The 26,663-nt window shown below is 63.8% G+C and carries 26 protein-coding genes; 16 read left to right on the top strand and 10 right to left on the bottom strand.

The annotated features are described in order from the left end of the window. The first annotated feature begins 54 nt into the window (after positions 1-54). A complete protein-coding gene (locus ACK4FZ_RS10935) occupies positions 55-576 on the top strand; it encodes a MarR family winged helix-turn-helix transcriptional regulator (RefSeq protein WP_409820775.1) in 522 nt (173 codons plus the stop codon). Next, complete coding sequence (locus tag ACK4FZ_RS10940) at positions 576-1,466, top strand: DMT family transporter (protein WP_409820778.1); 891 nt, start codon at positions 576-578, stop codon at positions 1,464-1,466. The genes ACK4FZ_RS10935 and ACK4FZ_RS10940 overlap by 1 nt, the downstream gene beginning before the upstream one ends. A gap of 68 nt (positions 1,467-1,534) precedes the next feature. On the opposite strand, the gene ACK4FZ_RS10945 is transcribed toward ACK4FZ_RS10940, so the two are convergent. After that, positions 1,535-2,320 carry an inositol monophosphatase family protein gene (locus tag ACK4FZ_RS10945; RefSeq protein WP_409820849.1) on the bottom strand — a complete coding sequence of 262 codons (786 nt, stop codon included), beginning with the start codon at positions 2,318-2,320 and terminating at the stop codon, positions 1,535-1,537. A 121-nt stretch (positions 2,321-2,441) separates the two neighbouring features. Here ACK4FZ_RS10945 and ACK4FZ_RS10950 point away from each other — a divergent pair, with 121 nt between their 5' ends. Next, positions 2,442-3,170 carry a 16S rRNA (uracil(1498)-N(3))-methyltransferase gene (locus tag ACK4FZ_RS10950; RefSeq protein ID WP_409820781.1) on the top strand — a complete coding sequence of 243 codons (729 nt, stop codon included), beginning with the start codon at positions 2,442-2,444 and terminating at the stop codon, positions 3,168-3,170. Between the two features lie 81 nt (positions 3,171-3,251). On the opposite strand, the gene ACK4FZ_RS10955 is transcribed toward ACK4FZ_RS10950, so the two are convergent. From ACK4FZ_RS10955 to ACK4FZ_RS10970, 4 genes are all read right to left on the bottom strand, one after another. Beyond that, positions 3,252-3,755 carry an N-acetyltransferase family protein gene (locus ACK4FZ_RS10955; protein ID WP_409820783.1) on the bottom strand — a complete coding sequence of 168 codons (504 nt, stop codon included), beginning with the start codon at positions 3,753-3,755 and terminating at the stop codon, positions 3,252-3,254. Continuing rightward, on the bottom strand, positions 3,755-4,003 hold the full coding sequence (locus ACK4FZ_RS10960) for a YiaA/YiaB family inner membrane protein (RefSeq protein WP_409820785.1): 249 nt from the start codon (positions 4,001-4,003) through the stop codon (positions 3,755-3,757). The genes ACK4FZ_RS10955 and ACK4FZ_RS10960 overlap by 1 nt, the downstream gene beginning before the upstream one ends. 2 nt (positions 4,004-4,005) lie before the next feature. Continuing rightward, positions 4,006-5,034: a S66 peptidase family protein gene (locus ACK4FZ_RS10965; protein WP_409820787.1), complete on the bottom strand. Its 1,029-nt coding sequence runs from the start codon at positions 5,032-5,034 to the stop codon at positions 4,006-4,008. Positions 5,035-5,152: 118 nt separating this feature from the next. After that, positions 5,153-5,914, bottom strand: coding sequence for a glycosyltransferase family 2 protein (locus ACK4FZ_RS10970; RefSeq protein ID WP_409820789.1), 762 nt, complete (start codon positions 5,912-5,914; stop codon positions 5,153-5,155). A gap of 583 nt (positions 5,915-6,497) precedes the next feature. Between ACK4FZ_RS10970 and waaC the strand changes: the two genes are divergently transcribed. The 3 genes from waaC to ACK4FZ_RS10985 are packed head-to-tail and all read left to right on the top strand — an operon-like array spanning position 6,498 to position 9,295. Next, entirely contained in the window at positions 6,498-7,457 is a 960-nt protein-coding gene (gene waaC / locus ACK4FZ_RS10975; protein ID WP_409820791.1) for a lipopolysaccharide heptosyltransferase I, read from the top strand. Next, positions 7,457-8,710, top strand: coding sequence for a lipid IV(A) 3-deoxy-D-manno-octulosonic acid transferase (waaA, locus tag ACK4FZ_RS10980; protein ID WP_409820793.1), 1,254 nt, complete (start codon positions 7,457-7,459; stop codon positions 8,708-8,710). The genes waaC and waaA overlap by 1 nt, the downstream gene beginning before the upstream one ends. A gap of 54 nt (positions 8,711-8,764) precedes the next feature. Continuing rightward, positions 8,765-9,295, top strand: a complete 531-nt coding sequence (locus ACK4FZ_RS10985) for a GNAT family N-acetyltransferase (protein WP_409820794.1) — start codon at positions 8,765-8,767, stop codon at positions 9,293-9,295. Positions 9,296-9,366: 71 nt separating this feature from the next. Here the strand turns inward: ACK4FZ_RS10985 and ACK4FZ_RS10990 are convergent, their stop codons facing one another. Together ACK4FZ_RS10990 and ACK4FZ_RS10995 are read right to left on the bottom strand one after the other, a co-directional pair. Further along, entirely contained in the window at positions 9,367-9,942 is a 576-nt protein-coding gene (locus ACK4FZ_RS10990; protein ID WP_409820795.1) for a hypothetical protein, read from the bottom strand. A 36-nt stretch (positions 9,943-9,978) separates the two neighbouring features. Then, the gene (locus tag ACK4FZ_RS10995; RefSeq protein WP_409820797.1) at positions 9,979-10,848 is read right to left on the bottom strand and encodes a D-hexose-6-phosphate mutarotase; all 870 of its coding nucleotides are present in this window, start codon (positions 10,846-10,848) and stop codon (positions 9,979-9,981) included. A 115-nt stretch (positions 10,849-10,963) separates the two neighbouring features. Here ACK4FZ_RS10995 and hutC point away from each other — a divergent pair, with 115 nt between their 5' ends. The 6 genes from hutC (at position 10,964) to ACK4FZ_RS11025 (ending at position 18,876) form a co-directional block, all read left to right on the top strand. Continuing rightward, positions 10,964-11,692, top strand: a complete 729-nt coding sequence (hutC, locus tag ACK4FZ_RS11000; RefSeq protein ID WP_409820799.1) for a histidine utilization repressor — start codon at positions 10,964-10,966, stop codon at positions 11,690-11,692. A gap of 182 nt (positions 11,693-11,874) precedes the next feature. Further along, positions 11,875-13,110 carry an imidazolonepropionase gene (gene hutI, locus ACK4FZ_RS11005; RefSeq protein ID WP_409820800.1) on the top strand — a complete coding sequence of 412 codons (1,236 nt, stop codon included), beginning with the start codon at positions 11,875-11,877 and terminating at the stop codon, positions 13,108-13,110. 259 nt (positions 13,111-13,369) lie between these two features. Continuing rightward, positions 13,370-14,302, top strand: a complete 933-nt coding sequence (gene hutG, locus ACK4FZ_RS11010) for a formimidoylglutamase (protein ID WP_409820802.1) — start codon at positions 13,370-13,372, stop codon at positions 14,300-14,302. Between the two features lie 202 nt (positions 14,303-14,504). After that, positions 14,505-16,193: a urocanate hydratase gene (gene hutU / locus ACK4FZ_RS11015; RefSeq protein WP_409820804.1), complete on the top strand. Its 1,689-nt coding sequence runs from the start codon at positions 14,505-14,507 to the stop codon at positions 16,191-16,193. Positions 16,194-16,645: 452 nt separating this feature from the next. Next, positions 16,646-18,181, top strand: coding sequence for a histidine ammonia-lyase (hutH, locus tag ACK4FZ_RS11020; protein ID WP_409820806.1), 1,536 nt, complete (start codon positions 16,646-16,648; stop codon positions 18,179-18,181). A gap of 173 nt (positions 18,182-18,354) precedes the next feature. After that, positions 18,355-18,876: an REP-associated tyrosine transposase gene (locus ACK4FZ_RS11025; protein ID WP_409820809.1), complete on the top strand. Its 522-nt coding sequence runs from the start codon at positions 18,355-18,357 to the stop codon at positions 18,874-18,876. Positions 18,877-18,960: 84 nt separating this feature from the next. Here ACK4FZ_RS11025 and ACK4FZ_RS11030 read toward each other — a convergent pair whose 3' ends face one another. Further along, on the bottom strand, positions 18,961-19,749 hold the full coding sequence (locus ACK4FZ_RS11030) for a hypothetical protein (RefSeq protein ID WP_409820811.1): 789 nt from the start codon (positions 19,747-19,749) through the stop codon (positions 18,961-18,963). Between the two features lie 445 nt (positions 19,750-20,194). Between ACK4FZ_RS11030 and ACK4FZ_RS11035 the strand changes: the two genes are divergently transcribed. Together ACK4FZ_RS11035 and ACK4FZ_RS11040 are read left to right on the top strand one after the other, a co-directional pair. Beyond that, on the top strand, positions 20,195-21,523 hold the full coding sequence (locus ACK4FZ_RS11035; protein WP_409820813.1) for a hypothetical protein: 1,329 nt from the start codon (positions 20,195-20,197) through the stop codon (positions 21,521-21,523). A gap of 106 nt (positions 21,524-21,629) precedes the next feature. Further along, on the top strand, positions 21,630-21,986 hold the full coding sequence (locus ACK4FZ_RS11040; RefSeq protein ID WP_409820816.1) for a YgiW/YdeI family stress tolerance OB fold protein: 357 nt from the start codon (positions 21,630-21,632) through the stop codon (positions 21,984-21,986). Between the two features lie 464 nt (positions 21,987-22,450). Here ACK4FZ_RS11040 and ACK4FZ_RS11045 read toward each other — a convergent pair whose 3' ends face one another. Next, positions 22,451-23,767 (bottom strand): methyl-accepting chemotaxis protein, encoded by a 1,317-nt coding sequence (locus tag ACK4FZ_RS11045; RefSeq protein ID WP_409820818.1) that lies wholly within the window; start codon positions 23,765-23,767, stop codon positions 22,451-22,453. A gap of 190 nt (positions 23,768-23,957) precedes the next feature. Between ACK4FZ_RS11045 and ACK4FZ_RS11050 the strand changes: the two genes are divergently transcribed. Together ACK4FZ_RS11050 and ACK4FZ_RS11055 are read left to right on the top strand one after the other, a co-directional pair. Next, positions 23,958-24,758 (top strand): MOSC domain-containing protein, encoded by an 801-nt coding sequence (locus ACK4FZ_RS11050; protein ID WP_409820821.1) that lies wholly within the window; start codon positions 23,958-23,960, stop codon positions 24,756-24,758. A gap of 4 nt (positions 24,759-24,762) precedes the next feature. Beyond that, positions 24,763-25,530, top strand: coding sequence for a substrate-binding periplasmic protein (locus ACK4FZ_RS11055; protein WP_409820823.1), 768 nt, complete (start codon positions 24,763-24,765; stop codon positions 25,528-25,530). A 23-nt stretch (positions 25,531-25,553) separates the two neighbouring features. Here ACK4FZ_RS11055 and ACK4FZ_RS11060 read toward each other — a convergent pair whose 3' ends face one another. After that, positions 25,554-26,645, bottom strand: a complete 1,092-nt coding sequence (locus ACK4FZ_RS11060; RefSeq protein WP_409820825.1) for an NAD(P)/FAD-dependent oxidoreductase — start codon at positions 26,643-26,645, stop codon at positions 25,554-25,556. Positions 26,646-26,663: the final 18 nt, after the last annotated feature.

The raw sequence follows: 26,663 nt of genomic DNA on the forward strand, positions 1-26,663 counted from the left end.
AATTTATCTTTAACTCAAGATAATTATCTTGAACACGAGCTATCTGGAGCCGGCATGGATACCCCGCAACCCCCCGACGCCGTCGACGCCATCCGCGCGCAATGGCAGCGCGAACGCCCCGACCTCGACACCCGCCACATGGCCATCATCGGCCGGCTGGGCCGCTGCAGCATCCAGCTGCAAAAACGGCTGAACGACACCTTTGGCCAGTACGACATCAGCAACTGGGAGTTCGACGTGCTGGCTACGCTGCGGCGCAGCGGTGCGCCGTATTGCCTGGCGCCCACCGCGCTGTTTTCCAGCCTGATGCTGTCGTCCGGCACCATGACGCGTCAGCTGCAGCTGCTGGCCGAGCGCGGCCTGGTCAGCCGCCTGCCCAACCCCGACGACGCACGCAGCCTGCTGGTGCAGCTGACGCCGCAAGGGCTGGATCTGGTAAACGAGGTGGTGGCGGCGCATGTGGATAATATGGCGCGCATCCTGGCGCCGCTGGACGCCGCGCAGCTGGACGCGCTGGACGCGTCGATGAGCGCGCTGCTGGCCATCCTGGAACCGGCAACGAAAGCGGGGCGCTGATGCTGCTGTACGACCTGGCCGCCGTCGGCGCCGCCACCTGCTGGGCCGCCGGCGGCATTATCGGCGCCACCCCGGCGCGCCACTTCGGGCCGTTTGCCTTCAGCCGCTTGCGGCTAAGCTTCCTCACCGTACTGCTGGGCGGTGCCAGCCTGGCGCTGGGCGGCTGGGCCACACTGCACGCCGCCGCGCTGCTGCCGCTAACGCTGTCGGCACTGTGCGGCATTTTTCTGGGCGATGCGCTGATGTTCGCCGCCATGAACCGGCTGGGCCCGCGCCGCACCGGCCTGCTATTTGCCACCCACTCGGTGTTTTCGGTAGCACTGGGCGTGCTGCTGCTGGGCGAGGCGCTCAGCCTGCAGGCGCTGGCCGGTAGCGTGCTGGTGTTTGGCGGTGTGCTGGTGGCGGTGGCGTTTGGCCGCCGCGACGGCAGCAGCCACCAGTGGGAACAAAGCCACGGCCTGAAAGCCGGCGTGGCGCTGGGCCTGACCGCCGCGCTGTGCCAGGCGCTGGGCACCTTCTTCGCCAAACCGGCCATGGCCAGCGGGCTGGACCCGCTCACCGCCAGCGCGCTGCGCATGGCGATCGGCTGTGCGGCCAACTGGCTGCTGTGGGCCAGCGGCAGCCGGCTGGCGCGCATGGCCAACCCGCCCACCCCGCGCATGCTGGGGCAACTGGCGCTGAACGGCCTGGTGGCACTGGGGCTGGGCATGACGCTGATCATGGTGGCGCTGCAAGGCGGCAACGTGGCCACCGTGGGCATGCTGTCGGCGCTCAGCCCGGTGCTGATCCTGCCGATGCTGTGGGTGGTGACGCGCCAGGCGCCGCCGCTACTGGGCTGGCTGGGTGCAGGCCTTAGCGTGGCCGGCACCGTGCTGTTGCTGGGGCGTTAAACGCCCAGCACAAAACAAAACGGCCAACCTTGGGCAAGGTTGGCCGCACGGCTTTTGTATGACGCAGCTTACTGGTTGGCGCGTACCCACTTGTGCCACTGCGCAAACAGCTCGGGGTTCAGCGCGGCGATGGCGGAGCGCTTCCAGATGGCGTCGGCCCAGTAATTGTCGTTGTACAGGCTGGCGATGCGGCCGCCGGCTTCTTCCAGGATCACCGCACCGGCGGCGTAATCCCACAGCCGCTGGCCGCCATGCAGGTAGATGTCGTAGCGGCCGGCGGCCAGGAAACACCAGTCCAGCGTGCTGGAGCCCATGCTGCGCTGGCTGCCGAACGGCGCCACGCTGCCCATGCGCGCCGCCAGCTTGCCGGAACGCAGGTATTTGATTTCGACGGCGGCGATGGCGTCGCCCATGCTGTTGGCCACCGTTTTCAGCGGCAGGCGCTGGCCGTTGAGGTAGGCCCCGCAGCCGCGGCGGGCGTAGAACATTTCGTCGGACACCGGGTTGTAGATCACCCCCAGCTCGCTGACGCCGTTGACCATCAAGGCTACCGATACGGCAAAGTAGGGCAGGCCGTTGACGAAGTTGGTGGTGCCGTCGATCGGGTCCACCACCCACAGGCCGGCCTGGTTGGCGTCCCACAGCGCGTCTTGCTCCTCGCGCGTCATTTCCTCGCCCAGCACCGGGTAGGGCAGGATGGCAGGCAGACGCTGCTGCAACATCTGCTGGCAAGCCAGATCGGCTTCGGTAAACAGCGAGCCGTCCTCTTTGCGCGTCTTGCCCACGCGCAAAAAGCGCGGCATGACCTCGTAGCGGGCCACGTCGCGTACGACCTGTATTACCTGATCGACCACTTGCATCCGACTCTCCTCTCGCGTTGCGGGCAGGCCCCGCTGCTACCGTGTGATGTTTCTGTTGTTGCACGTGCAGCAAACCAAGCAAAATACCGTTATCAACACGAACGATCAACACACGATGCCAAGGTTTTTTATAGACGCCGCGCTGGCTGCCGGGCAAAGCCTGGCGCTGCCGGACACCGTGGTGCGCCACGTACAAGTGCTGCGCCTGCGCGAGGGCGACGCCATTACCCTGTTCAACGGCCGTGGCGGCGAATACCAGGCTGCCATTACCGAGCTGGCAAAGCGCGATGTTGCCTGCACGATCACGGCATTTGACGACACCAGCCGCGAATCGCCGGTATGGCTGGGCCTGGCGCAGGCCATCTCCAGCGGCGACCGCATGGAGTTCACGCTGCAAAAAGGGGTGGAAATGGGGGTCAGCGCTTTTCAGCCGCTGGCCACCGAGCGCAGCATCGTCAAGCTGGCCGGCGACCGCGCCGACAAGCGCGTGCAACGCTGGCAGGAGATCGTGATTGCCGCCTGCGAGCAGAGCGGGCGCAACACGGTGCCCGAGGTGCGGCCTATCCTCAGCTTGAAGCAGTGGCTGGCCAGCCTGCCGCCGGCCGACGCCCACCTGCTGCTGTCGCCGCTGGGTACGCAGAAGCTGGTAGACATCGCCCGCACGCCGCAGCAGGCGTGGCTGATGGCCGGGCCAGAAGGCGGGCTGTCGGGTGCGGAAGAACAGCAGGCCATTGCCGCCGGCTGGACGCCGCTGAAGCTGGGCCCGCGCATCCTGCGCACCGAAACGGCGGCGCTGGCGGCCGTGGGTGCCATCCAGACGGTGTGGGGCGATTACAGCGTGTAAGCAAAGCAAACGAATGCATGATGCAAAACAGCCTCGTTCGGCATGACCGGACGAGGCTGTTTTTTTAACGGCGCTCAGCGGCTACAGGCGCCGGCCGCACACCGCGGTACGCCCGCTGCCGCTGGGGCGGCGTGCCGGGTCGTCGTACACGCCCAGCTGGCTAAAGCCGGCCTTGCGCATCATGCCGGCCGACGGGCCGTTTTCTTCGTGGCGGTCGGCCACCACCCAGGCCAGGCCATCGTTGGCCAGCTGCTGGCAGGCGGCCTGCAACAGGCGGGCGCCAATGCCGTGGCCGGCGTAATCGCGGTGCACCACGGCTTCCACGATATAGCCGCACTGCGCGCTGTCGACATCATCCGGGCGCAGGCTGGGGTAGGGGTCGGCACGGCGGTACAGCACGGCGCCCACCAGCACGGTGCCGTCTTCGGCCAGCACGCCACGGCACAAGCCGGCGACCAGCTGTTGCAGGGTAAGCGCCACGCCTTCCGGTGGCAGCCAGTTCCACGGGTTGGGGCCGTGGTCGAACAACAGCGCCTGTACGCTGTCGGCGTCAAAGGCGGTGGCGTCGCGCAGCAGGATGGCCATCAAACCTCCTCACTGGTGTTGTGCCATACCGGCTCGCCCTGACGGCTGGCCAGTTGGTCGCGGGTGTTCTTCTGTACCGCCACGGCGGCAAACAGGCCGTACAACAACACGGTGCAGTAGTAGCCTTTCTCGTTCAGCGGCATTGTGGCGTTCCGCAGCCCGATCAGGTAGGTGAGCATGCCGGCAAACAGCGCCAGCCAGGATACGCCGACAAAAGCCGCCGACGGCGGGGCAAGACGGGTTTGCATGGTCATTCTCCAGCTCGGTTGAAATCGGGATGGCGCTGCAGCAAGCGGGCGTGGCCTGGGCCAACCTCCAGCTCGGCCCAGGCGCCGTTCATCAGCGTCCATTGCGGTGGCACGTGGCCGATATCGGCGTCCAGCACCAGCGGGCAGGGCAGGCCGTCCAGCGCCTGCAGCACCGCATCTTCGTAGCCCAGCTCGTCGGGGTGGCGCGCGTGCGGGCCGCTGCTACGGCCCAGGATCAGCCCGGCCAGGCCGTCAAAGCTGCCTGCCAGGCGCATGCCGGTCAGCGCCCGCAGCAGCTCGCACGGCGCCAGCTCGGCGTTTTCCAGGTACAGCAGCCGTGGTTGGCCGCGCCAGCGTGCCAGATCCAGATACGGCGTCCCCGCCAGCCGCGACAGCGTATCGAGGCAGCCCCCCAGCAACAAACCCTGCAGCCTGACGCTGCCGCCGCCCGCTACGCGCACGCGGCTGGCCGCAGGGGTAGCGGGGTCGCCATCAGCCCAGTATTGCGTATAGGCCTGCTGTGGCGGCGGCAAACCGTGTTGCCAGCTGTGCCACAGCGCTTGCATCTCTGCTTGCCGTTGCGGGTGGCTGAGGTCGAACAGGTTGGGCGAGTGCAGCGTGGCCCAGCCGGCGCGCAGCGTCAGCGGTACCGCCAGCGTGGACACATCGGAAAAGCCGCACAACCATTTGGGTGGTAATGCGGCCAACCTTGCCCAGTCCAGCCCGGCCAATAGCGGCATGGCCAGCTCGCCGCCCCACGGCGGCAGGATGGCTTTTACCGCCGGGTCGTACAGGAAGCGGTTCAGGTCGGCCAGGCGCTCGGCCACGCTACCGCTGGCCTGCTGTTGCTGCCGGCGCAGGGTGGCGCCTTCCAGCACGCGGTAGCCGGCGTCGCGCAGCTGTTGCAGCGACGCATCCAGCCGCGCCTGCATCACCTCGGGCACACCGGACGACACGGCGCAAACGGCAACACTGTCGCCAGGCTGCAAGGGGGGAGGAAAGCGGATCATGTGGGCAGAACGGCAGATCACGATAGCGTCATTACTACCGCAAAACACGGTGCAAGACAAAATCTTGCCGGCTAGCGGATAACGCGCTGTTGCAGCGGCGGTTATCCACAGCCGCGCTACCGTTTGCCGCTGGCTGCGCTTAGTGGCGGTTGGCCGCCAGCCGATACAGCTCGATCAGCTTGGCGTATTTGATGTAGCTGTTGAAGCAACCAATGCTGATGTGCACCAGGCCGGGCAAACCATCGCGGAAACCCTGCCGTACCAGGTAAAACTTGATGAAACGCAGCAGCGGGCTGAACACCAGCTTGCCGATACCGGCTTTTTTGCCACGCTGGAACAGCGCTTCGGCCTGCAGCGTGGTGTAGCGGTTCTGTTTTTCCAGGTAGCGGGCGATGTCTTCGCCCGATTCGTGCATCAGGTCGCCTTTCAGCGTACCGATCTCGCCATCGGCGATCACGTACTCGTGCACCAGGTCGTCCGACCAGCCGGCGTGCTGACGGTGAAACAGGCGCAGGCTGTAATCGGGGTAGCCCTCGCCGTGTTTCAGAAAACGACCCATGAACTTGTTGCTACGGGCAAAACGCCAGGCATGGCCTGTGGGTTTTTGCATCAAGGTCTTGATTTCATGTATCAATTCTGGCGATAGCCACTCGTCGGCATCCAGGCACAACACCCAGTCGTGGCGTGCTTGTGCCACCGCAAATTGCTTTTGCGGACCGAATCCCAGCCAGTCCTGGTGGATAACTTTAGCCTTATAGGCAGAAGCTATTGCCAATGTCCTGTCGCTGCTTCCCGAATCCACCACCACGATCTCGTCAGCAAAGGCACAACTTTGCAGACATTTTTCCAGCTGTGTTGCCGCATTTTTGGTGATAAGCACCACGCTAATCGGTTCAGACATGTTTTCCTGACTGTCCATTTATATATTGATAAGGGCAGATGAAGGCTAGGCCATGTTGTGGATAACCTTGCTTTTCCTTTTTTTTTCAATGCTTTGCCAGATATGGCTTCGTGTGCCCTGCGCCCCTGTTAGCGGGTGCACGTCTTGTGGATAAATATCCCGCTTTTTGCCAACAGGCGGTTGTCCACAATTCTGCCCGCCAGTTTACCTCTGTCGCTGTGCATGACGTAGCGTCGTTTGGTCTGCAGCAGGGTGGCGGTCGGCAGTCATCCCATTTAGCAGTGGTTACAGACGGTTTTTTTGACGGTTTTGCAGTAGACGCTTGGTCGTTCGTCCAACCTTCCCTGTTTACCCTTTTTTATATTGAAGACAATGATATAGAGGCCACATTGTTGTGGATAACCTTGAAAAAATACCTATTTTCAAGGTGTTGCCTTGTGTGCGCTTGCATGGCAAAGCGGGCTGGCCGCAACAGGACGAATTGTGGATAACTTTCAGCCTGCTTATCCACAGCGCCTTATCCACATTCGGGTCGCGGCGATTTTACTTGGTTAACCACAGGGGCAGCCGTAAAATTCCGCGCATGAAAAATGTCCTCCTGCTGCGCACATCGTCGATGGGCGACCTTATCCACACCTGGCCGGCACTGACCGAGCTGGCGCAACACCAGCCCGACACCCGCATTACCTGGCTGGCCGAAGAAGCTTTTGTGGATATCCCCGGCCTGCACCCGCAGGTACAGGCCACCCTGCCCATCGCCTGGCGCCGCTGGCGCAAGCATTTGCTGGCGCGCGAGACCTGGCAGCAGATGGCAACGCTGAAGCAGGCCTTGCAAGGCACGCGTTGGGACTTGGTGCTGGACGCACAGGGCTTGTTGAAAAGTGCGCTGCCCGGTTGGCTGGCTAACGGCCCGCTGGCCGGCTACGACGCGGCCAGCATCCGCGAACCGCTGGCGGCGCGGTTTTACGAACGGCATTACGCCGTGAGCCGCCAGCTTTCCGCCATCGAACGCAACCGCCGCCTGTTTGCGGCGGCGTTCGGTTATGAAGTGGCCGGTGCGCCGGTGTTCGGCATCCGTGCCGGCCACCGCCTGGGCTGGCTGCCGGCCGGCCCTTACGTGGTGCTGCTGCACGCCACCAGCCGCGACAGCAAGCTGTGGCCGGAACCGCACTGGCTGGCACTGGCCGCCGAGCTGGCAGCGCAAGGCTTGTACGCGGTACTGCCGTGGGGCAACGCCAGCGAGCAGGCACGGGCGCAACGCCTGGCTGCTGCCATGCCGGGCGCGCTGGTGGCACCGCGCATGCCGCTGCGTGAGGCTGCCGCCCTGCTGGGCCACGCTACGGCCGTGGTGGGGGTGGATACCGGCCTGACCCATTTGGCCAACGCGCTGGACGTGCCGCTGGTGGCCATCTATACCGACACCGACCCGGCGCTGACCGGCGTGGTGGAAACCGCGCGTGCGGCCAACATCGGCCGGGCAGGGCAGATCCCGCCGGTAGACGCGGTGCTGGCCTTGCTGGCGCGTGTGCGGGGGGCGGCCTGATGCTGCTGCGCCTGTACTCTGCGTTGTGGCCGCTGCTGACGCCGCTGATCAAGCGTTACCTGAAAAAACGCGCCCGCCAGGCGCCGGCGTATCTGGCGCATTGGGACGAGCGCTTCGGCCGCAGCCTGCCGCAGCCACGCGGGCAGCAGATCTGGCTGCACGCGGTGTCGGTGGGTGAAACCCGCGCCGCGCTGCCGTTGGTGAAAGCGCTACGCGCGCGTTATCCACAGGCCAGCCTGCTGATTACCCAGATGACGCCCACCGGCCGCGCCATCGCCCAGGAGCTGTACCCCGACGCCCAGGTGCACTACCTGCCGTACGACAACCTGCGCTGGATGCGCCGTTTTGTTGCCGCCGCGCAGCCGGCTTGCCTGCTGCTGATGGAAACCGAAATCTGGCCGGCGATGATCCATGCCTGCCGCGACGCCGGCGTGCCGGTACTGCTGGTGAACGCGCGGCTGTCGGAAAAATCGGCCGCCGGTTACCGCCGCATTACCCGCCTGGTACGCCCGGCGCTGCAACGCCTGAACGCGGTGGCGGCGCAAAGCCCCGCTGACGCGGCAAGGTTGGCCGCATTGGGCACGCCGGCGCCGCAGGTGTGCGGCAGTACCAAGTACGATTTCACGCCGCCGGCCGACAAGCTGGCGCAGGGCGAGGCGTTCCGCGCCGCGATCGGCCAGCGCCCGGTGTGGGTGTGCGCCAGCACCCGCGATGGCGAAGAAGCACTGATTCTGGACGCTTGGCGCGCTGCCGGCCCGCAGCCAGCCTTGCTGGTGTTGGTGCCACGCCACCCGGAGCGCTTTGCCGAGGTGGCACAGTTGGCCGCAGACCGCGGTTTTGCCGTGCAGCGCCGCAGCGACCAGAGGCCGGTGGCCGCCGAAACCCAGGTGTGGGTAGGCGACAGCATGGGCGAGCTGTTTGCCTACTACGCCGCCGCTGACGTGGCCTTTGTCGGCGGTTCGCTGCTGGATTTCGGCGCGCAAAACCTGATCGAGCCGGCCAGCGTCGGCGTACCTGTACTCCTGGGACCATCCACCTATAATTTTGCCGAGGCCAGCGCGCTGGCCTTGCAGGCCGGCGCCGCGCAGCAGGTGGCCGACGCGCCGCAGCTGGTGGCCAGCGCCTTGCAGCTGCTGGCCGACACCGCCGCGCGCCAGCGCATGCGTGAGGCCGGCCTGGCCTTTACCCGCGCCCACCAAGGCGCCAGCGAACGCATTGCCACGCTGGTGGCCGCGGTGCTGGACGGCGGCTGAGCCCGCCGTCGCCCACCCGTAGCCTTGCCCTGTACATCAGGGTCGGGAGGATGCATGAAACCGTTAGCCTTGGCCGACCCCTTGCTGGACGGCTACCACACGCCACGCCTGAGGTTGGCCGCGCCGCAGCCGGGCGACGGTGCCGCCTTGCTGGCGGCAATCGAAGTCAGCCTGCCCTTGTTGCGGCGCTTTCCGGACAGCTTGCCGTGGGCGCAGGCACCGCAGGATGTGCACGCCAGCGAGGCCTGGTGCCAGCGGGTGGCGCTGGTGTGGCCGCAAGGGCAGGACAAGATCGCGCTGTTATGGCTGGGCGACGAGGTCGTCGGCTGTGCCGAGCTGCATCTGCGCAGCGCACACTGCTGGGAGCTGGGGTTCTGGGGGCACCCGGACTGGCTGGGCATCGGGCTGTATACCGAAGCAATGGACAGCGTGCTGAGCCTGGCTTTCGGCCCGTACGGGGCGCAGGAGGTGTTTGCCCGCACCGACGCGGCCAATCTGGCCGCCAGGCGCTTGTGCCAGCGCCTGGGCATGGTGGATGGCGGTGACGACGACGACGCCTGCCTGTACCGCATCCGGCTGAACTGACCCCGCCACCAGCGCGCCAAAAACAAAACCCCGCCACAAGCTGACGGGGTTTTTTGTTGCTGCGCCGGCGATCAGGCCGGGCGGTAAATCAGGCGGTTGTCGAACAGCACCTCGTTTGCCGCCAGCCGGAACTGCCCGCCCGGCGGCACGGCACGGTCGTACACCAGCCGCTGGCCGTTGTGCAGGATCCAGGCGTGGATAGGCTGCCCCATGAAATTGCCCAGGATGTCTTCCGACTTCTGCACCAGCGCGCTGTCTGGCAGCTGGGTGCCCGCCGGCTGCGCCGCCTCGGCGTCGTCAGCGGCTTGCTGCGCCATCCGCCAGTCGGCTTGCTGGCGGAAGGTGTGCACCTGCTTGCGCGCGCCCCACTGCAGCATCATGCGGTACAGGAAGGCCGGCAGGCCCACCGGGTGCACCTGTTTGTGCTCGTCGATCACGCACTTCACGGTAAAGCCGTGCTGGCAGTGCGGGCAGCGTGCCTCGGCCAGCACGAACACCTTGTCCTGCAGCAGCAGCGCCATGCCTTCCATAGACGATGCCTTCACCAGCTGTTTGCAGTGCGGGCAGTGCTTGGCAAAACGGCTGACCGTGGCGCCATTGGGGTACTTGATCGGAAAGAAGCGGTCCAGTCTGTCGGGTTGAATCATGCGGTACTCGTCAACACAGCGGCGGTAAAGCGCCGATTATACCTGCTGCAGGCGCAAATGCTGGGCCAGCGTGTGGCTGTCGCCGGCGGCGATGTCGCGGCGGTCGGCACCGGCGTTGGCCGCTTCCACGCACAAAAAGTGCTGCCAGCCGTCGTCTGGCAAGTCGGCCATCGCTGCCGCACCGCTTTGCCACGGCGTCCACACCACGGTGCTGGCCGAGCCGCTGCTGCTGATCGCCAGCGTGCGTTGCCAGGCTTCATCGTGCAACTGTAGTGGCGCACCGCTGCTGACCACGGCGTCGGTGGCCGCCGCGAAACGCCACGGCGTGGCTGGTAGCGTGCTATGGGTGTCGGTCAGCTTGTCGTGGCAGGGGGCGTTTTCCAGGCCGCTCAGCGCCACCTGGCGCAGGTCGCCTACCGCGATGTAACTGTGCAGCGCGGCGCTGACGCTGGCGCTGGTTTTGCCGTGGTTGCGGGTGGTCAGCGCCAGGCTGACGCCGTTGTCTTCCAGTACCAGGCTGAGGCTGGACGACAGCTCGCCGTAGCGCGGGCCGTTCAGTTTCACGTGAAACCCGCGCTCGCTGCGCGCTACCGCATTCACCGTCCATTGCGCGGTACGCGCCACGCCGTGCTGCGGCAGGCTGGCGTCGCTAGCGTGCTTGCCGAACCACGGCCAGCACAGCGGTACGCCGCCGCGAATGGCTTTACCAGGCTGAAGTATGGCGGCCGGCGACAGGTAAAACAGGGGTTGGCCGCCGTGCGGGGTAAAACCCAGCAACTGGCCGCCGTACAGGCTGAGGCTGGCGCTGAACGCCGGGTGGGTAAAGGCCAGGCCGGGTACGCCGGGGGCCAGTTCGATGGCGCGTACGCCAGCGGGTAACAGGTCGGGGTGTACGGGATGACTCATGGCGATTCCATCGGTAAGGGTAGGGAAGCAGGCCAGGCATGCGTGCATGCATGCCATTCGGCTCTAAGCTAACCGCTGCCAAGCGCTTTGACCAGTGCCGCGTTACAATCACGGCATGAGCACGCCCAAACCCGCCGCCAAGCCCCATTACCTGCGTATCCGCGACTTCATCCTCGACGGCATCAAGCAGCGCACCTTCGCCCCCGGTGCCAAGATTCCGCCCGAAGTGGAGCTGGCGCGCCAGTTCGGCGTGTCGCGCATGACGGTCAACAAGGCCATCCGCGACCTGGCCGAGGCTGGCGTGCTGCTGCGTTACGCCGGTGACGGCACCTATGTAGCCGAGCGCAAGGCCGAGTCGCCGCTGCTCGACGTCAACAATATCGCCGAAGAAATCGCACTACGTGGTCACGCCTACCGCGCCCAGGTGCTGTTTGCCCGCGCCGAGCCGGCCAGCGAGGAAGTGGCGCTGCGCCTGGGCATGGCCGCCGGCGCCACGGTGTTCCACTCGCTGATCGTGCACCACGAAGACGACAGCCCGATCCAGATCGAAGACCGCTACGTCAACCCGCAGTGGGCGCCGGACTACCTGGCGCAGGCCTTCGAGCAGGAAACCCCCAACGCCTACCTGATGCGCACCTGCCCGCTCACCGACGTGGAGCACACGGTAGAAGCGGTACTGCCAGGCGCCGACGAACAGCAGCTGCTGGCGCTCGCGCTGCCGGAACCGTGCCTGCGCGTGCTGCGCCGTACCTGGTCCGGCAAGCACCTGGTCAGCTTTGCCCGCCTGCTGCACCCCGGCAGCAAGTACAAGCTGCGCTCGCAGACACGGGTACGCAAAACGTAATTGTATATACATTTAAGCCACACCCCGCCACAGGCCACGTTTTGACGTGGCCTGTTGTTTTTTATGGTTTTTTTACGCATTGGCATGCCGGTCTTGCTGCGGCGCGGCAATAAAAGCTGCTTGACGCCAGCGCGTGCATGGTCTAAATGTATATACAATTAATCGCGCAACCGGATTCCGCCATGCACCAGCCCGACCAGTCCTTGTGGATCAACGCCCGCCTCGCCACCTGCGATGCGGCCAACCCCGCGCCGTACGGTGCGCTGGAAGGCCACGCACTATGGCTGAAGGATGGCTGCATCCACGCCGTGTTGCCGCAAGCCCAGGCGCTGCAGGCTTTCGGCCAGGCCGGTAGCGTGCACGACGCGCAAGGGCGCTGGCTCACCCCCGGCCTGGTGGATTGCCACACCCACCTGGTGTACGGCGGCAACCGCGCCGCGGAATGGGAAAAACGCCTCACCGGCGTGCCGTACCAGCAAATCGCGGCCGAAGGCGGCGGCATCATTTCCACGGTGCGCGCCACCCGCAGCCTGGACGAAGACGAGCTGGCGCTGGCCAGCTTGCCGCGCCTGAAAGCGCTGATGAAGGAAGGCGTGACCACCGTCGAGATCAAGTCCGGATACGGCCTGACGCTGGCCGACGAGCTGAAGCAACTGCGCGCCGCACGCCGCCTGGCCGCCGCGCTGCCGGTAGAAGTGGCCACCACGCTGCTGTCGGCGCACGCGCTGCCGCCGGAGTACGCCGGCCAGGCCGACGCCTATATCGATCATGTGTGCCACACCATCGTGCCGGCTGCCGCTGCCGAAGGCCTGGCCGAAGCGGTGGACGTGTTCTGCGAAGGGGTCGGTTTTTCGCCGGCGCAAACCCGCCGCGTGTTCGACGCCGCCCGCGCCCATGGCCTGCAACTGAAAGGCCACGTCGAGCAGCTGTCCAACCTGCACGGCGCCGCGCTGGTGGCCGAGTGTGGCGGCTTGTCGGCCGACCATATCGAATACCTGGACGACGCCGGCGTGGCCGCCATGGCGCAGGCCGGCACCGTGGCGGTACTGCTGCCCGGGGCCTACTACTTCCTGCGCGAAACGCAGAAACCGCCGGTAGACAAACTGCGCGCGGCCGGTGTGGCGATGGCGGTATCCACCGACCTCAACCCCGGCACCAGCCCGTTTGCCTCGCTGCGGCTGGCGATGAACCAGGCCTGCGTGCTGTTCGGCCTGACGCCGGAAGAGGCCCTGCTGGGCGCTACCCGCCACGCGGCGCAGGCGCTGGGGCGCGGCCACAGCCACGGCAAGCTGGCCGCCGGCTGCGTGGCCGACCTGTTGCTGTGGGACATCGAGCACCCGGCCGAAATCGTGTACGGCCTGGGCACCAACCCGCTGAAGCAGCGCGTGTTCCGTGGGGTGGCGCAGCACATTGATTAGACCGGGCTAGAAAAGGCAACAGCGCTTTTGCCACGAAAACCACGAAAAAACACGAAAGATAAAATGATTTTTGGCCACGGAAACACACGGAAAACACGGAAACAAGAAAAGTAAAAAGCATGGCAACGCCGTGCACTTAAAAGCACTTGGGTTTTCCACTGTTTCCTTGAGCCATAGCGTTTTCAATCATTTTCGTGTTTTTTCGCGGGTTTCGTGGCCAGAACAGGTTTTACGCCTTCATGGCAAAAAGGATTTTCAAATGACGATAGACATGAGCATGTGGACCGGCCGCGTTGATGCCGCCGAAGGCGACGCCGCCCGTCGCTGGCACCAGGCGGTACAGCCGCTGGCCGCGGGCGCCGCGCCCGGCATTGCCATCCTCGGCTTTGCCTGCGACGAAGGCGTGCGCCGCAACCAGGGCCGTACCGGCGCCGTGGACGGCCCGCTGGCGTTGCGCCGCGCGCTGGCCAACCTGGCCTGGCACCCCACGCTGCCGCTGTACGACGCCGGCACCGTGCGCTGCGACGACGGCGACCTGGACGCCGCGCACGAAAGCTTGGCCGCAGCCGTCAGCGCCATCGTGCAAGCCGGCCACCTGCCGCTGGTGCTGGGGGGCGGCCACGAAACCGCCTACGGCCACTGGCTGGGCCTGGCCCGCGCCCACGCCGGCAAGCGCATCGGCATCGTCAACTTTGACGCCCATTTCGACCTGCGCCAGGCCGACACCGCCACCAGCGGCACGCCGTTTGCCCAGATCGCCGCGGCCTGCCACACGCTGGGCCAGCCGTTCCGCTACCTGTGCCTGGGTGTGGCCGAAACCGCCAACACCCGTGCGCTGTTCGACACCGCCGCCCGCCTGGGCGCCGAATGGCGGCTGGACAGCGACATGACGCCGTGGCACCTGGCCGAAGCGCGCCAGCAGCTGGCCGAGTTCGTCGATAGCGTGGACGCGGTGTACCTCACCATCGACCTGGACGTACTGCCCGCCGCGCAAATGCCGGCGGTGTCGGCCCCGGCCGGCTACGGCGTGGACATCGCCGTGGTGGACGCGCTGGTGGCCAAACTGGCCCGCAGCGGCAAGCTGATCGGCGCCGACCTGGTGGAATTCAACCCCGCTTTCGACCAGGACAGCCACGGCGCCAAAGCCGCCGCCCGCCTGGCCTGGGGTATTACCCGCCAGCTGCGCCGTTGATTTGATTTTCAGCCACGAGAGCAGTTAACAGCCCTTTGCCACGAAAGCCACGAAACAACACGAAACCTGATGAGAAAACCATGTACGCATGCAAATCCGCGGCAGCTATTAAAAGTTTCGTGTTTTTCGTGTGCTTTCGTGGCTAAAAAAGGCTTTTACTGTTTTTTCGCGGCCAACACAGATTTTTAGAGGAGAGACTCCCATGAACGACCCGCGTTTTGATGCTTCCCGTGTTATCCGTGCCCCGCACGGCAGCGACCTGCATTGCAAGAACTGGATCGCCGAAGCGGCCTTCCGCATGATCCAGAACAACCTGGACCCGGACGTGGCGGAAAACCCGCAAGGTCTGGTGGTGTACGGCGGCATCGGCCGTGCGGCGCGTAACTGGGAGTGCTTCGACCAGATCCTGGCCAGCCTCAAAGAGCTGAACGAAGACGAAACCCTGCTGGTGCAGTCCGGCAAGCCGGTAGGCGTGTTCAAGACCCACGCCAATGCGCCGCGCGTGCTGATTGCCAACTCCAACCTGGTACCGAAATGGGCCAACTGGGACCACTTCAACGAGCTGGACCGCAAAGGCCTGTTCATGTACGGCCAGATGACCGCCGGCAGCTGGATCTACATCGGTAGCCAGGGCATCGTGCAAGGCACCTTCGAAACCTTCGTCGAAGCCGGCCGCCAGCACTACAACAACGACCTGTCCGGCCGCTGGATCCTCACCGCGGGCCTCGGCGGCATGGGTGGCGCGCAGCCGTTGGCCGCCACGCTGGCCGGTGCCTGCTCGCTGAACATCGAATGCCAGCAGAGCAGCATCGACTTCCGCCTGCGTACCCGCTACGTGGACAAACAAGCGCGCGACATCGACCACGCGCTGGAACTGATCAAGGAACACACCGCGCGCAAGGAAGCCGTGTCCATCGCGCTGCTGGGTAACGCTGCCGAGGTACTGCCGGAGCTGGTACGCCGCGCCCAGGCCGGCGGCATCAAGCCTGATCTGGTGACCGACCAGACCTCCGCCCACGACCTGATCAACGGTTACCTGCCGCTGGGCTGGACCGTCGAACAATGGAAAGACGCGCAGACCAAGCCGGAACTGCACGCCCGCCTGACCGCCGAAGCCGCCAAGAGCTGCGCCGTACACGTACAGGCCATGCTGGACTTCCAGGCCATGGGCATCCCCACCGTCGATTACGGCAACAACATCCGCCAGGTGGCGTTCGACCAGGGCGTGGCCAACGCTTTCGACTTCCCGGGCTTTGTGCCGGCCTACATCCGCCCGCTGTTCTGCGAAGGCAAGGGCCCGTTCCGCTGGGTAGCGCTGTCCGGCGACCCGGAAGACATCTACAAGACCGACGCCAAGATCAAGGAACTGTTCCCGGACAACAAGCACACCCACCGCTGGCTGGACATGGCGCGCGAGCGCATCAGCTTCCAGGGCCTGCCGGCGCGCATCTGCTGGCTGGGCCTGGGCGAGCGTCACCTCGCCGGCCTGGCGTTTAACGAAATGGTGAAGAACGGCGAGCTGAAAGCGCCGATCGTCATCGGCCGCGACCACCTGGACACCGGCTCGGTCGCCAGCCCGAACCGCGAAACCGAAGCCATGAAGGACGGCACCGACGCCGTGTCCGACTGGCCGCTGCTGAACGCGCTGCTCAACACCGCCGGCGGCGCCAGCTGGGTATCGCTGCACCACGGTGGCGGCGTGGGCATGGGCTACTCGCAGCACTCCGGCATGGTGATTGTGGCTGACGGCACCGATGCCGCCGCCGAGCGCCTGGCCCGCGTGCTGGTGAACGACTGCGGTAGTGGTGTGATGCGCCACGCCGACGCCGGTTACGAGCAAGCCGTGGCCGCCGCCAAGCGCTTTGGCCTCAAACTGCCGATGATCAAGTAAACCCGTACCCTGCGGCCAACGTTGGCCGCAGGGGCCAGAATTTTTGCCACGGAAACCACGAAAGGGCACGTACAGGATCTTTTAGCCGCGGAAGCACACCGCATACACGGACATCGCAACAGCAGCATCGGGCCATCGTTTCATACTGCCCGCCGACCGGTTTTCAGCCGGTAGGGTGGGCAAAGCGTAGCGTGCCCACCAAACCCGCCAAGCTTGCGGTGGGCACGGCCTTCAGGCCTTAGCCCACCCTACGAATAGGTGGCAGGCCGATAGGGTGGATAAAGCGCAGGATGCCCATCCAACCCGCCAAGCTTGTAGGAGGCGGCCTCCATCTTGACCCCCTGGAGTGCGGGCAGCGAGGCTGTCAGTTGCTATTCCGTTTTTTCGTGGCAAATATAAAGATTTTACGTGCTGTTTCGTGGTTTTCGTGGCCGACAGAAAAAGGTACCACCATGACCACCATCACCATTACCCCGGGCAAGCTCACCCTGGCCCAGCTGCGCCAGATCGCCCGCAACCCGGCTACCCAGCTGGCGCTGGACCCGGCCGCCCACGCCGCCATCGACGCCTCCGCCGCCACCGTGGCGCGCGTGCTGGCCGAAAACCGCACCGTATACGGCATCAACACCGGCTTTGGCCTGCTGGCCAACACCAAGATCGCCGCCGACGAACTGGAGCTGCTGCAGCGCTCCATCGTGCTGTCGCACGCCGCCGGTATCGGCGAGCCGATGCAGGACAGCACCGTACGCCTGGTGATGGCACTGAAGATCAACTCGCTGTCGCGTGGTTTTTCCGGCATTCGCCGCTTGGTGCTGGACGCGATGATCACCCTGTTCAACAAGGGCATCTACCCGGTGATCCCGCAGAAGGGCTCCGTCGGCGCCTCCGGCGACCTGGCCCCGCTGTCGCACATGAGCGCGGTGCTGATCGGCGAAGGCGAAGCCTTTGTAGACGGCGTACGCGTACCGGGCGCCGTGGCCATGCGCAGCGCCGGTTTGGAACCGATTACCCTGGCCCCGAAAGAAGGCCTGGCCCTGCTGAACGGCACCCAGGCGTCCACCGCCTTTGCGCTGGAAGGCCTGTTTGCCGCCGAAGACCTGTACGTGGCCGCCTCGGTAGCCGGTGCCATGTCGGTAGAAGCCGCCCAGGGCAGCCGCACCCCGTTCGACGACCGCATCCACCAGGTACGCGGCCACCAAGGCCAGATCGACGCCGCCGCGCAATACCGCGCGCTGCTGGGCACCGGCTCGCAAATCGCCGACAGCCACGCCAACTGCGGCAAGGTGCAAGACCCGTACAGCCTGCGCTGCCAGCCGCAAGTGATGGGCGCTTGCCTGACGCAAATCCGCCAGTCGTCCGAAGTGCTGCTGGTGGAAGCCAACTCGGTATCCGACAACCCGCTGGTGTTTGCCGACGATAACGACATCCTGTCCGGCGGCAACTTCCACGCCGAGCCGGTAGCGTTTGCCGCCGACAACCTGGCGCTGGCCATTGCCGAAATCGGTTCGCTGTCCGAACGCCGCATGGCGCTGCTGATCGACAGCAACCTGTCCAAGCTGCCCCCGTTCCTGGTGAACAACGGCGGCGTGAACTCCGGCTTCATGATCGCCCAGGTCACCGGCGCCGCGCTGGCGTCCGAGAACAAATCGCTGGCCCACCCGGCCTCGGTAGACAGCCTGCCCACCAGCGCCAACCAGGAAGACCACGTGTCGATGGCTACCTTCGCCGGCCGCCGCCTGCGCGACATGGCCGACAACACCGCCGGCATCCTGGCGGTAGAGCTGCTGGCCGCCTGCCAGGGCGTGGACTTCCGCGCCCCGAACAAGGCCGCCGACGCGCTGGAAGACGCCAAGGCCGTGCTGCGGGAACAGGTAAGCTTCTACGACAAGGACCGCTACTTCGCGCCCGACATCGAAAAAGCCTGCGCCCTGATCCAGCGCGCCGAGTACAACCGCTTCGCCATCCCCGGCCTGCTGCCGTCGCTGTAAGCAGAGAGCGGAATGCGGCCAAGGTTGGCCGCAGCCAGACGTGAACAAGGGCAAGCCTGATGAGGGCTTGCCCTTTTGTCATGGGCGGTGTGTATGATGAATGGGCACATCGTGTAGGTTGGCGCTGAGCGCAGCGAAGCCCAACGTTTACCGCGCCTAGCACGGAGGCAGACATGCGTTATCGGCGTTCTGCATTAGCGGGTGGCACCTGGTTCTTTACAGTCAATCTGGCGGACCGCCGCGAAGATTACCTGACTCGCCATATTGATGTTTTGCGACATGCCGTCAGGCAGACACGCAGCCACCATCCGTTCGAGATAATTGCCATGGTGGTGTTACCGGACCATCTGCACGCCATCTGGACGCTACCGCCTGGGGATGCCGATTACCCGCGGCGCTGGGCGCTGATCAAGTCCACATTTTCACGCAGCCTGCCCAAAACCGAATGTATCCGCGATAGCCGCCTTGCCAAGCGCGAACGCGGTATCTGGCAGCGCCGCTATTGGGAACACCAGATCAGGGACGAGGCCGATTTACAGGCGCATGTGGATTACCTGCACTTCAACCCGGTGAAGCATGGCTATGTCCGGTGCGTAGCCGATTGGCCGTTTTCGAGTTTTCACCGTTACGTACGTCAGGGTTTATTGCCGGCAGATTGGGCGGGCGCAGCGGTGATGTTGGGTTTGGATGAGTAGAGGCAGGGGCGTGAGGCGCGGTAAACGTTGGGCTTCGCTGCGCTCAACCCAACCTACCGGGCTACAATTTTGATTAAATTAATTTTATTCACATAGTTGCTCTAGTCGATAAATCAATTCGTCTCTTCTTTCAATCATTCTGCCAAGTTCGAGTTTCAAGGCATTGTAGTGATGCTCAAAAACCTTGCACTCCGCATGTAGTTCAATATTATCTTTTTTCAGATGCTCTATTTTTGATGTGAGTGCGTCAAATTGATGCTTTAACAGGTTTATGGTAGGTTCATTCAGATCTTTGAATAGGGCAAGGTTTTGGGTGTTTACTATAGCATCTTCGGGTTTTTCCTTGATTAGTGCCATTAATTCAGATTTAAGGTTTTCGAACACCTCTTCGTGCGATTCAAGTCGAGTCCGTATATTTTCAAAATTTTGTGTGCTAGCACTTAGCTCTTGTGCTAACACGCTCAGTCTGGAATTAAGCTTATCAAAATTAGATTTTGCTGCCAGCTTTTTTGGTTCTATATCAGTTATTTTCTTATCGATGTGCTGAAGTAAAGTTGTGATGCTTACCGCTTCGACTTGAGCCTTCAGCAACTTTTCGTTCTGGTCCTCTTTTGCTTCCAGTTTTTGGATCTGCACACCCTGCATATAGATATTCACCCCCAAACCCAACAGCGCCATACCAGAAAACAGAGTATTAAGCCCACCATACAAATCACCGAATGGGCCAAGCTTCTCCAGTGTAGCATCGGGAGAAAACAGCCACATCAAAATATAGGGATAGCAAGACCAAGCAAGGACAACCATGCAAAACAACCCTGCAAAAATATGGTGGGGCTTGACGGCGGATTTGATTTTGGCAAGCATAAGTTTCAAGGAGCCTCCCGGCACAGATGTGATCTGTTGTCGATTATACGATCTGGATAGACGCAATGGGGGGGCGCCTGTCAGCCCGTAGCCCGTAGCCCGGATAAGGCGTAGCCGCATCCGGGGTTACTATCCAAAGCCGCAATGGGCTGGCTGTTTTTTATTGCATAGTTTCCCCGGATGCGCCGTTGGCTTATCCGGGCTACGGGTGACGATGTACCGGGTGCCAGTGATATTCACCTTGGCCACCTTGCGGCCAACGTTTACCGCGCGCAAACCGTCGCCCGGATAAGGCACAGCCGCAGCCGGGGCTGTTATCCAAAGCCGCAAAGCCCTGGCTTTTTTCACCGCAAGTTTCACGAATGCACCACCGGCTTACCCCGGCCACGCTTTTTAACCACCACCGGCCAATAGTTGGCCGCATTGTCCAATCATATTCAGCAAAGGCCAGTTCATGGGTTGGGATATCAGCTATCACCCGCTAGGTGAAAACGACGTAAGCGAGCTGTATTTCGCCGCCTTGGACAACCCGCAGGCGGCGCAACAGCTGGCGGCGCAGGCCGGGCTGGGCGAGGAGGACGCCGCGCACCTGGCTTTGCGGCTGGACGAGGCCAGAAGCCTGCCGCCGGATGCGCCGTTCAATAGCGGGCACGCGTTCTATGTGGCCATCGTCACTGGCTTTTTGCGGCCGCATCACTATATTCGTGGCGGCGCGTTTTCCTTTCTGGCCGACGACCCGGTGATGGCGCGCTATATCGGCGACTGGCGCACGCTGGTGCCAGCAGCGTATCGGCAGGGCCAGTTTGATAATGTGCTTACGCACAATTACTGCGCTGGCGTGTACCTGCCTTATGCCTCGCTACAGGCCTTGCGCCGCGATGCCGACAGCGACCCGCACGTGCGCGCCATGTTGGAACAGCGGTTTTCCGATGGCCGGCTGGCGGTGTTCTGGCAGGCGGTGGACGCGGCGCTGGCACAGGGCATGGGCTTGATGGAGGCGTCCGAGGTGGTGGAGCCGAACCCGCTGGACCTCAACGCCAGCCGTAGTCGCTCGCGCTTGCTCAATTGCCAGCCGGACGGTGCGCTACTGTACGCCGAGGCGGCGCTGGCACAGCTGGGCGATGCGCTGGCGTCGGCTACGCCGCAGCCGGCGGCCACGCGGCTATCGCCTTTGTCGCCGCGTGCCTTGCTGGTGCTGTTCATGCGGCCAACGTCGTTTTTCGCCAGCCATGGTTGGCTGCATCTGCGGCCGGAGGCGTTATTGGCAGCGTGGCTGTGTGGCATCAGCTACGCCATGGCGCGGGTGGGTAAGTACCTGGGCCAGGCCGAGGCGGGCAAGGCGTCGGCGCTGGCGAGCTGGCTGGCGGAATCGTGGGTGGTGTACTGGCTGCTGGTGCTGGCGGTGGGGGCGCTTAATGGTGTGATCCTGCGCTGGCTGGGTGGCTGGTGGTTCCGGCTGCGGCTGCGCTGGTGCGGCGCGGGCGAGGTGCCGGTAGCGGAGGCACGGCTGGTATACGTGTATCAGGATCTGGTACAGAGCCTGCCGCTGTTGCTGTTGGCGCTGTGCCAGACGGCGCTGTACGCCGGGCCTGCGGCTGCGCACCTGGCCGGTGCGGGCTGGGGCGTGCTGATGTTGCTGTTTACGGTGTGGTCGTGTGTGGTGTCGTACCGCGCGGCGTGCAGCTTTGCGGTGAACCAGCGCCGCGCACTCTGGTGGTTTTTGCAGCTGCCGCTGGCAGGCTATGCGCTGCTGATGCTGGTGGCCGGGGTGGCGCTGGTCTGATGTACCGGTTTATCCGGAGACACGCTGGCGGGAACCAAGCGCGATGCTCAGCCGTCCAGATGCCTGCAGTGTTGGCTGCGAGTTTGTTCAACAGAAAGGCAATTTCATGAAGAAACAGATGGCTTACCGTATCGTGCTGCCCTTGCTGGCCATATTGTCGCTGCCGGCGGCGGCGCAGTACACCGGCCCCGGTGCCCAGGCGCCGGTACAGTCGGTTGCCGCCGCAGCAGCGGCCAAGGACGACGCCGTAGTGGATATGACCGGTTTTATCGTGCGCCAGCTTACTGCCGACAAATACCTGTTCTCCGATGGCAAGCAGCAAATCCGTGTCGAGATCGACAGCGCTGTATTCCCGCGTCAGCCGATTAATGACAAAACACGGGTACGCATTCGTGGCGAGCTGGAAAAAGACTTTCTGGAAAGCCCGGAAATCGACGTCAAACTGGTGGAAGTGCTGAAGTAAGCCTAGCCGCATAAGCGCTAAAGCTGCGAATTCAAAAGTTTACGTGGTGTTGTCCGGCTTTGCCGCACACGGTAAATGTTGAAGAGTAGTTTGTCGGTGTGTGAAACGTTGGCCGCCCTTGCTGCGGCCAACGTTTTTTTATCACCGGCGTTTAGCGGGCTTTGCGCAGCTCTGGCAGCAGTGCGGCGATGATGCCGGCGTGGTCGGCCAGCCAAACGCCAGCCCCAGCGCCTTTACCGCCATGTTCCGCCGCCAGTTTGGCGTGGCACCCAGTGCGTTTTTTGCCAACCCGCAGCCGGGTGATAGAGAAATCTGAGTTCGTTAGCCAGCAGGGCAGGGCGGCCAACTTATCCACAAGCCAGGTCGCAGCCGGACAGACGCTGCGCGGTGTTGGGGATAAAATTGTTGACTAATTTTGTCGGGAATGTGGCCGCTGCCATCTGGCTTAGGTGCGGCGCGTTGAATCAGTTTTTCAGGTGGGCAAACTGGCCGATGGCTTGCACCACCTTTTCTGCACCATCGCGTATCTGTTGCATGGTGTCGCCGGCGCCTTGCGTCAGTTCAACACTGTGCCGTGCCTGATCCAGCAACTGGTCCATATTGCTGACCGCGGTGCGGGTTTGTTGCTGGATATCGCCCACCATGCCGGCAATTTCGGCGGTGGATGACGAGGTACGTTCGGCCAGCTTGCGTACTTCGTCGGCCACGACGGCAAAACCACGGCCCATTTCGCCGGCGCGGGCGGCTTCGATGGCAGCGTTCAGTGCCAGCAGGTTGGTCTGGTCGGCGATGTCCTTGATGGTCTGCACGATGGAAGTAATGGCCTGAGAGCGTTCACCCAGCGTCTGGATGTTGAGGCTGGCTTGTTCGATGCTGCCAGCCATGGCGCGGATATCGGCCACACTTTGCTGGATATTCTGCACGCCGTTATCGGAAAGCTGCTGGGTTTGCTGCGAGGTACTCAGCGCAAACAGCGCGGTATCGCGTTCTTTTTGCATTTGCAGCACGTTGCTGCTGATATCGGTGGCGAACTTCACGATGCTGATGACGTTGCCATCTCCATCCAGCACCGGGTTATAGCTGGCTTCCAGAAACAGGCGTTCGCCACGGCTGGTCAGGCGTTCGATCTGGCCGGAGAAAAACTGGCCGCTGCGCAGCGTGCGCCAGAGCTGCTCGTATTCGGGGCTGTTGCTAAAGCTGCTGTCGCAGAAGATGCGGTGGTGTTTGCCCTGGATGTCATCTTGCCTGTAGCCCATGGTTTGCAGGAAATTGTCGTTGGCCTGCACGATATGGCCGTCGGGGGTGAACTCGATCACCGCCATGGCGCGGTTCAGTGCCGCCAGTGTGGCGCGGTCGCGTGCCGCAGCAATCACCCGGGCGGTGATGTCGGTGGCAAACTTGATGAAGCCGCTCACCGTGCCGGTTGTGTCCAGAATGGGGTTATAGGTGGCTTCCAGCCAGATGGTCTGGCCCTGGGCGCCGATGCGCTTGATGCGGCCGCTGAAGTATTCGCCGCGTCGTAGCGCGTCCCAGAATTGCCGGTACTCGGTGCTGGCTACGGTGGCGCTGTCGCAGAAAGTGCTGTGTGGCTTGCCTGCAATCTGCTCCAGGCTGCTGTAGCCTAGGGTGCGCAGAAAGTTGGCATTAGCGTCGATGACCTTGCCATCCAGATCGAAACGTACGATGGCGCTGGAACGCGCCAGTGCAGATTCGATAGCCTGGTGTTGAGCAAGCTCGGCCTGCAGACGGGCGTTTTCTTGTTTCAGCTTGGTATTGAACATGGCGCTTTCTTTAGGTGAAGCCGCTGCCAGGGTGGTCAGGTCAGCGTAGCGTGCTTGGCATTTTAATAACCATCATCTAACCAGTATTATTCATTTCTATAAAAATACTGTGGCACTGATACCGTTCAAGAACATTGCCAATTACATGGCCCGGCGCTAGCCTAGGGCGTCTTTTTATAGGGCATCGGTCATGGCGCTGACGCAGCTGTTCATTCATCCGCTGAAATCCTGTCGCGGCCAAGCCGTGGCCGAGGCCAGTGTGACCTTGCAAGGCCTGGCCGACGACCGCGTCTGGCTGGTGGTACGCCCCGACGGTAGCCAGATCACCGCGCGCACCCACCCGCGCCTGGTGCAGGTGGAAGCAGCGGGCAGCGGGGAGGGCAGCTGGCAGTTCAGCGCGCCGGGCCAAGCGCTGCTGGCTACCGATACCGCCCGTTTTCAGCAGCCGCATCGTGCCCAGGTATGGCAAAGCGAATTCACCGCACTGAGCGGTGACGACGCCGCCGACGCCTGGTTCAGCCAGTGGCTGGGCGAGCCGGTACAGCTGCTGTGGCTGGGGCAGACTACGCGCCGTTACAAGGACGGCGAAACGCCGCTGTCGTTTGCCGACGGCGCGCCGTTTTTGTTGATCAGCCAGGCGTCGCTGGATGATTTGAACCAAAGGTTGGCCGCCCCGGTTTCCATGCGCCAGTTCCGCCCCAACCTGGTGGTGGACGATGCGTTTGCCTTTGAGGAAGACGAATGGCAACGCATCCGCATCGGTGAGGTGGAGTTCGAGGTAGTCAGCCGTTGTACGCGCTGCATCTTTACCACCATCGACCCGGACAGCGCCGTGCCACACCCCGACAAGCAGCCGCTGGCTACGCTGATCGGTTACCGCCGGCTGGAAGAGGGGGTGTGTTTCGGCGTCAACCTGGTGGCGCGCAACCGCGGCGTGCTGCGGGTGGGCGATGAGGTGACAGTATTGGAAAGCCGGCTGGCATTCGATTAAGACCATGGTTCAGCACAAACTTGTGTGGTTGGGGCTGGTGCTGGGGGTGCAGTGGCTGCCAGCCCAGGCAGCAGGCGTCATTCGCATCGCTTTTATCGAACACAGTCCGCCGTGGGTTAACGCCGACAGCAAGCTCGGCATTGCTGTCACCCTGCTGCGAGAGGCACTGCAGGCCGAGGGCTTGGCGCTACAGCCGGTGTTCTACCCGTATGCCCGCCGCTTGGCGCTTTACCGCCGTAACGAGGTGGACGCGCTGTATGACGTGTCGGCCACGACGCAAAAGCGCGAAAAGCTGCCAGGCACGCTAGGCCGGCCCCTGCATTCTTTTGACAACCTGGTGCTGGCGCTGCAAAAGCGCAACTTCAAACTGGACAAACCGGCGGACCTGATCGGGCTGAATATTCTTGCCTGGGATGGTGCCCAGAATGACTTGCCCGACAGCTTCGATACCGTAGAGGCGGTGGCGCACGGCCGTTACCGCGAAACCGGCGACCAGCGCCAGCAGGTGAAAAGCCTGTATGCCGGCCGTGTCGATGTAATTCTGGCCGACCGTCTGGTGTTGGATTGGTACCGCAAGCGCTTGCGTAACGATGTGCAAATCGATGCCCGCCAGCCGGTTGACGTGTTTGCCATCCTGCCACCGCGCGAGGCAACCGTGTTATGGCGCGACCCGGCGCTGCGCCAGCGCATTGATTACCGTATCCGCGAGATGAAGAATGATGGCCGTTACAACGCCATCTTCCGCCAGTACGATGCCGAGCCACAGCCTTGAGCGTGCAGCTCGCGCAGCCATCCTCAGGCCAGTAAGGCCGCCACCTCGTCTGCCAGCGCCAGGCTGGCGGTCAGCCCCGGCGATTCGATGCCGTACAGGTTCACCAGCCCCGGTACACCGTGTTGTGCCGGCCCCTGCACGATAAAGTCGCCATCCGGCGCGCCTGGCGGCACGATCTTCGGCCGTACGCCGCTGTAGGTGGGTGCCAGTGCACCGTCTGCCAGCGCCGGCCACCAGCGGCGGATGCTGCGATAAAAGCGTTCTGCGCGGCCAGCGTCCACCGTGTAATCCACCCCGTCTATCCATTCTACATCCGGGCCAAAGCGCGCCTGGCCGCCCAGGTCCAGCGTCAGGTGTGTGCCCAGGCCACCGGCTTCCGGCAACGGGTAAATCAGCTGCGAGAACGGGCAGCGCCCTTGCAGCGCAAAGTACACGCCGCGAGCGAAGTAGGGGGCGGGGACGGTTTCACGTGGAACGCCGTGCAGCGCGGTAGCCAGCGCGGGCGCCCACAAGCCGGCCGCGTTTACCACCCGTTGTGCCCGCAGCTCGTAGCCGTCGGCCAGCTGCAGCACGATGCCGTCGGCGCACACCCGGCCCGCCTGCACTGGCGACGCTAGCGCCAGCTGGGCCCCGGCCTGTTCGGCGTCGGCCAGCAGCGCCAGCATCAGCGCGTGGCTATCGACAATGCCGGTCTCCGGCGATAGCAACGCGGCGTGTGCCTGCAGCGCCGGCTCGCGTTCGCGCAGCGCAGCCTGCTCCAGCCAGTGCAGGGCCACGCCGTTGCCGGCTGCGTGGCGCTGCAGTGCGGCCAACCTGTCGGCGTCGGCGGCGTCCACCGCCACCAGCAGCTTGCCGATGCGCCGGTGCGGCACGTTGCGCTCGGCACAGTAGCGGTACAGCTGCTCGCGCCCGGCCACGCATAGCCGTGCTTTCAGGCTGCCGGCGGCGTAATACAGGCCGGCGTGGATGACTTCGCTGTTGCGGCTGCTGGTGTGCTGGCCGATGGCGGTTTCCTGCTCCACCAGCATCACGTCGCGGCCGGCTTGCGCCAGCGCCCGGGCGCAAGCCAGGCCGACGACGCCGGCGCCGATGACGATGGTATCGATTGTGTCCATGGTGTGGTCTCCTTGCCG

Source organism: Vogesella sp., assembly GCF_046297735.1.
Lineage (GTDB): Bacteria > Pseudomonadota > Gammaproteobacteria > Burkholderiales > Chromobacteriaceae > Vogesella > Vogesella urethralis.

Excerpts from the sequence above, each read along its gene's own strand:
- ACK4FZ_RS10935 (WP_409820775.1), top strand. The coding sequence starts at position 55 with ATGGATACCCCGCAACCCCCCGACGCCGTCGACGCCATCCGCGCGCAA.
- ACK4FZ_RS10940 (WP_409820778.1), top strand. The coding sequence starts at position 576 with ATGCTGCTGTACGACCTGGCCGCCGTCGGCGCCGCCACCTGCTGGGCC.
- ACK4FZ_RS10950 (WP_409820781.1), top strand. The coding sequence starts at position 2,442 with ATGCCAAGGTTTTTTATAGACGCCGCGCTGGCTGCCGGGCAAAGCCTG.
- ACK4FZ_RS10955 (WP_409820783.1), bottom strand. The coding sequence starts at position 3,755 with ATGGCCATCCTGCTGCGCGACGCCACCGCCTTTGACGCCGACAGCGTA.
- ACK4FZ_RS10960 (WP_409820785.1), bottom strand. The coding sequence starts at position 4,003 with ATGCAAACCCGTCTTGCCCCGCCGTCGGCGGCTTTTGTCGGCGTATCC.
- ACK4FZ_RS10970 (WP_409820789.1), bottom strand. The coding sequence starts at position 5,914 with ATGTCTGAACCGATTAGCGTGGTGCTTATCACCAAAAATGCGGCAACA.
- waaC (WP_409820791.1), top strand. The coding sequence starts at position 6,498 with ATGAAAAATGTCCTCCTGCTGCGCACATCGTCGATGGGCGACCTTATC.
- waaA (WP_409820793.1), top strand. The coding sequence starts at position 7,457 with ATGCTGCTGCGCCTGTACTCTGCGTTGTGGCCGCTGCTGACGCCGCTG.
- ACK4FZ_RS10985 (WP_409820794.1), top strand. The coding sequence starts at position 8,765 with ATGAAACCGTTAGCCTTGGCCGACCCCTTGCTGGACGGCTACCACACG.
- ACK4FZ_RS10990 (WP_409820795.1), bottom strand. The coding sequence starts at position 9,942 with ATGATTCAACCCGACAGACTGGACCGCTTCTTTCCGATCAAGTACCCC.
- ACK4FZ_RS10995 (WP_409820797.1), bottom strand. The coding sequence starts at position 10,848 with ATGAGTCATCCCGTACACCCCGACCTGTTACCCGCTGGCGTACGCGCC.
- hutC (WP_409820799.1), top strand. The coding sequence starts at position 10,964 with ATGAGCACGCCCAAACCCGCCGCCAAGCCCCATTACCTGCGTATCCGC.
- hutI (WP_409820800.1), top strand. The coding sequence starts at position 11,875 with ATGCACCAGCCCGACCAGTCCTTGTGGATCAACGCCCGCCTCGCCACC.
- hutG (WP_409820802.1), top strand. The coding sequence starts at position 13,370 with ATGACGATAGACATGAGCATGTGGACCGGCCGCGTTGATGCCGCCGAA.
- hutU (WP_409820804.1), top strand. The coding sequence starts at position 14,505 with ATGAACGACCCGCGTTTTGATGCTTCCCGTGTTATCCGTGCCCCGCAC.
- hutH (WP_409820806.1), top strand. The coding sequence starts at position 16,646 with ATGACCACCATCACCATTACCCCGGGCAAGCTCACCCTGGCCCAGCTG.
- ACK4FZ_RS11025 (WP_409820809.1), top strand. The coding sequence starts at position 18,355 with ATGCGTTATCGGCGTTCTGCATTAGCGGGTGGCACCTGGTTCTTTACA.
- ACK4FZ_RS11035 (WP_409820813.1), top strand. The coding sequence starts at position 20,195 with ATGGGTTGGGATATCAGCTATCACCCGCTAGGTGAAAACGACGTAAGC.
- ACK4FZ_RS11040 (WP_409820816.1), top strand. The coding sequence starts at position 21,630 with ATGAAGAAACAGATGGCTTACCGTATCGTGCTGCCCTTGCTGGCCATA.
- ACK4FZ_RS11045 (WP_409820818.1), bottom strand. The coding sequence starts at position 23,767 with ATGTTCAATACCAAGCTGAAACAAGAAAACGCCCGTCTGCAGGCCGAG.
- ACK4FZ_RS11050 (WP_409820821.1), top strand. The coding sequence starts at position 23,958 with ATGGCGCTGACGCAGCTGTTCATTCATCCGCTGAAATCCTGTCGCGGC.
- ACK4FZ_RS11055 (WP_409820823.1), top strand. The coding sequence starts at position 24,763 with ATGGTTCAGCACAAACTTGTGTGGTTGGGGCTGGTGCTGGGGGTGCAG.
- ACK4FZ_RS11060 (WP_409820825.1), bottom strand. The coding sequence starts at position 26,645 with ATGGACACAATCGATACCATCGTCATCGGCGCCGGCGTCGTCGGCCTG.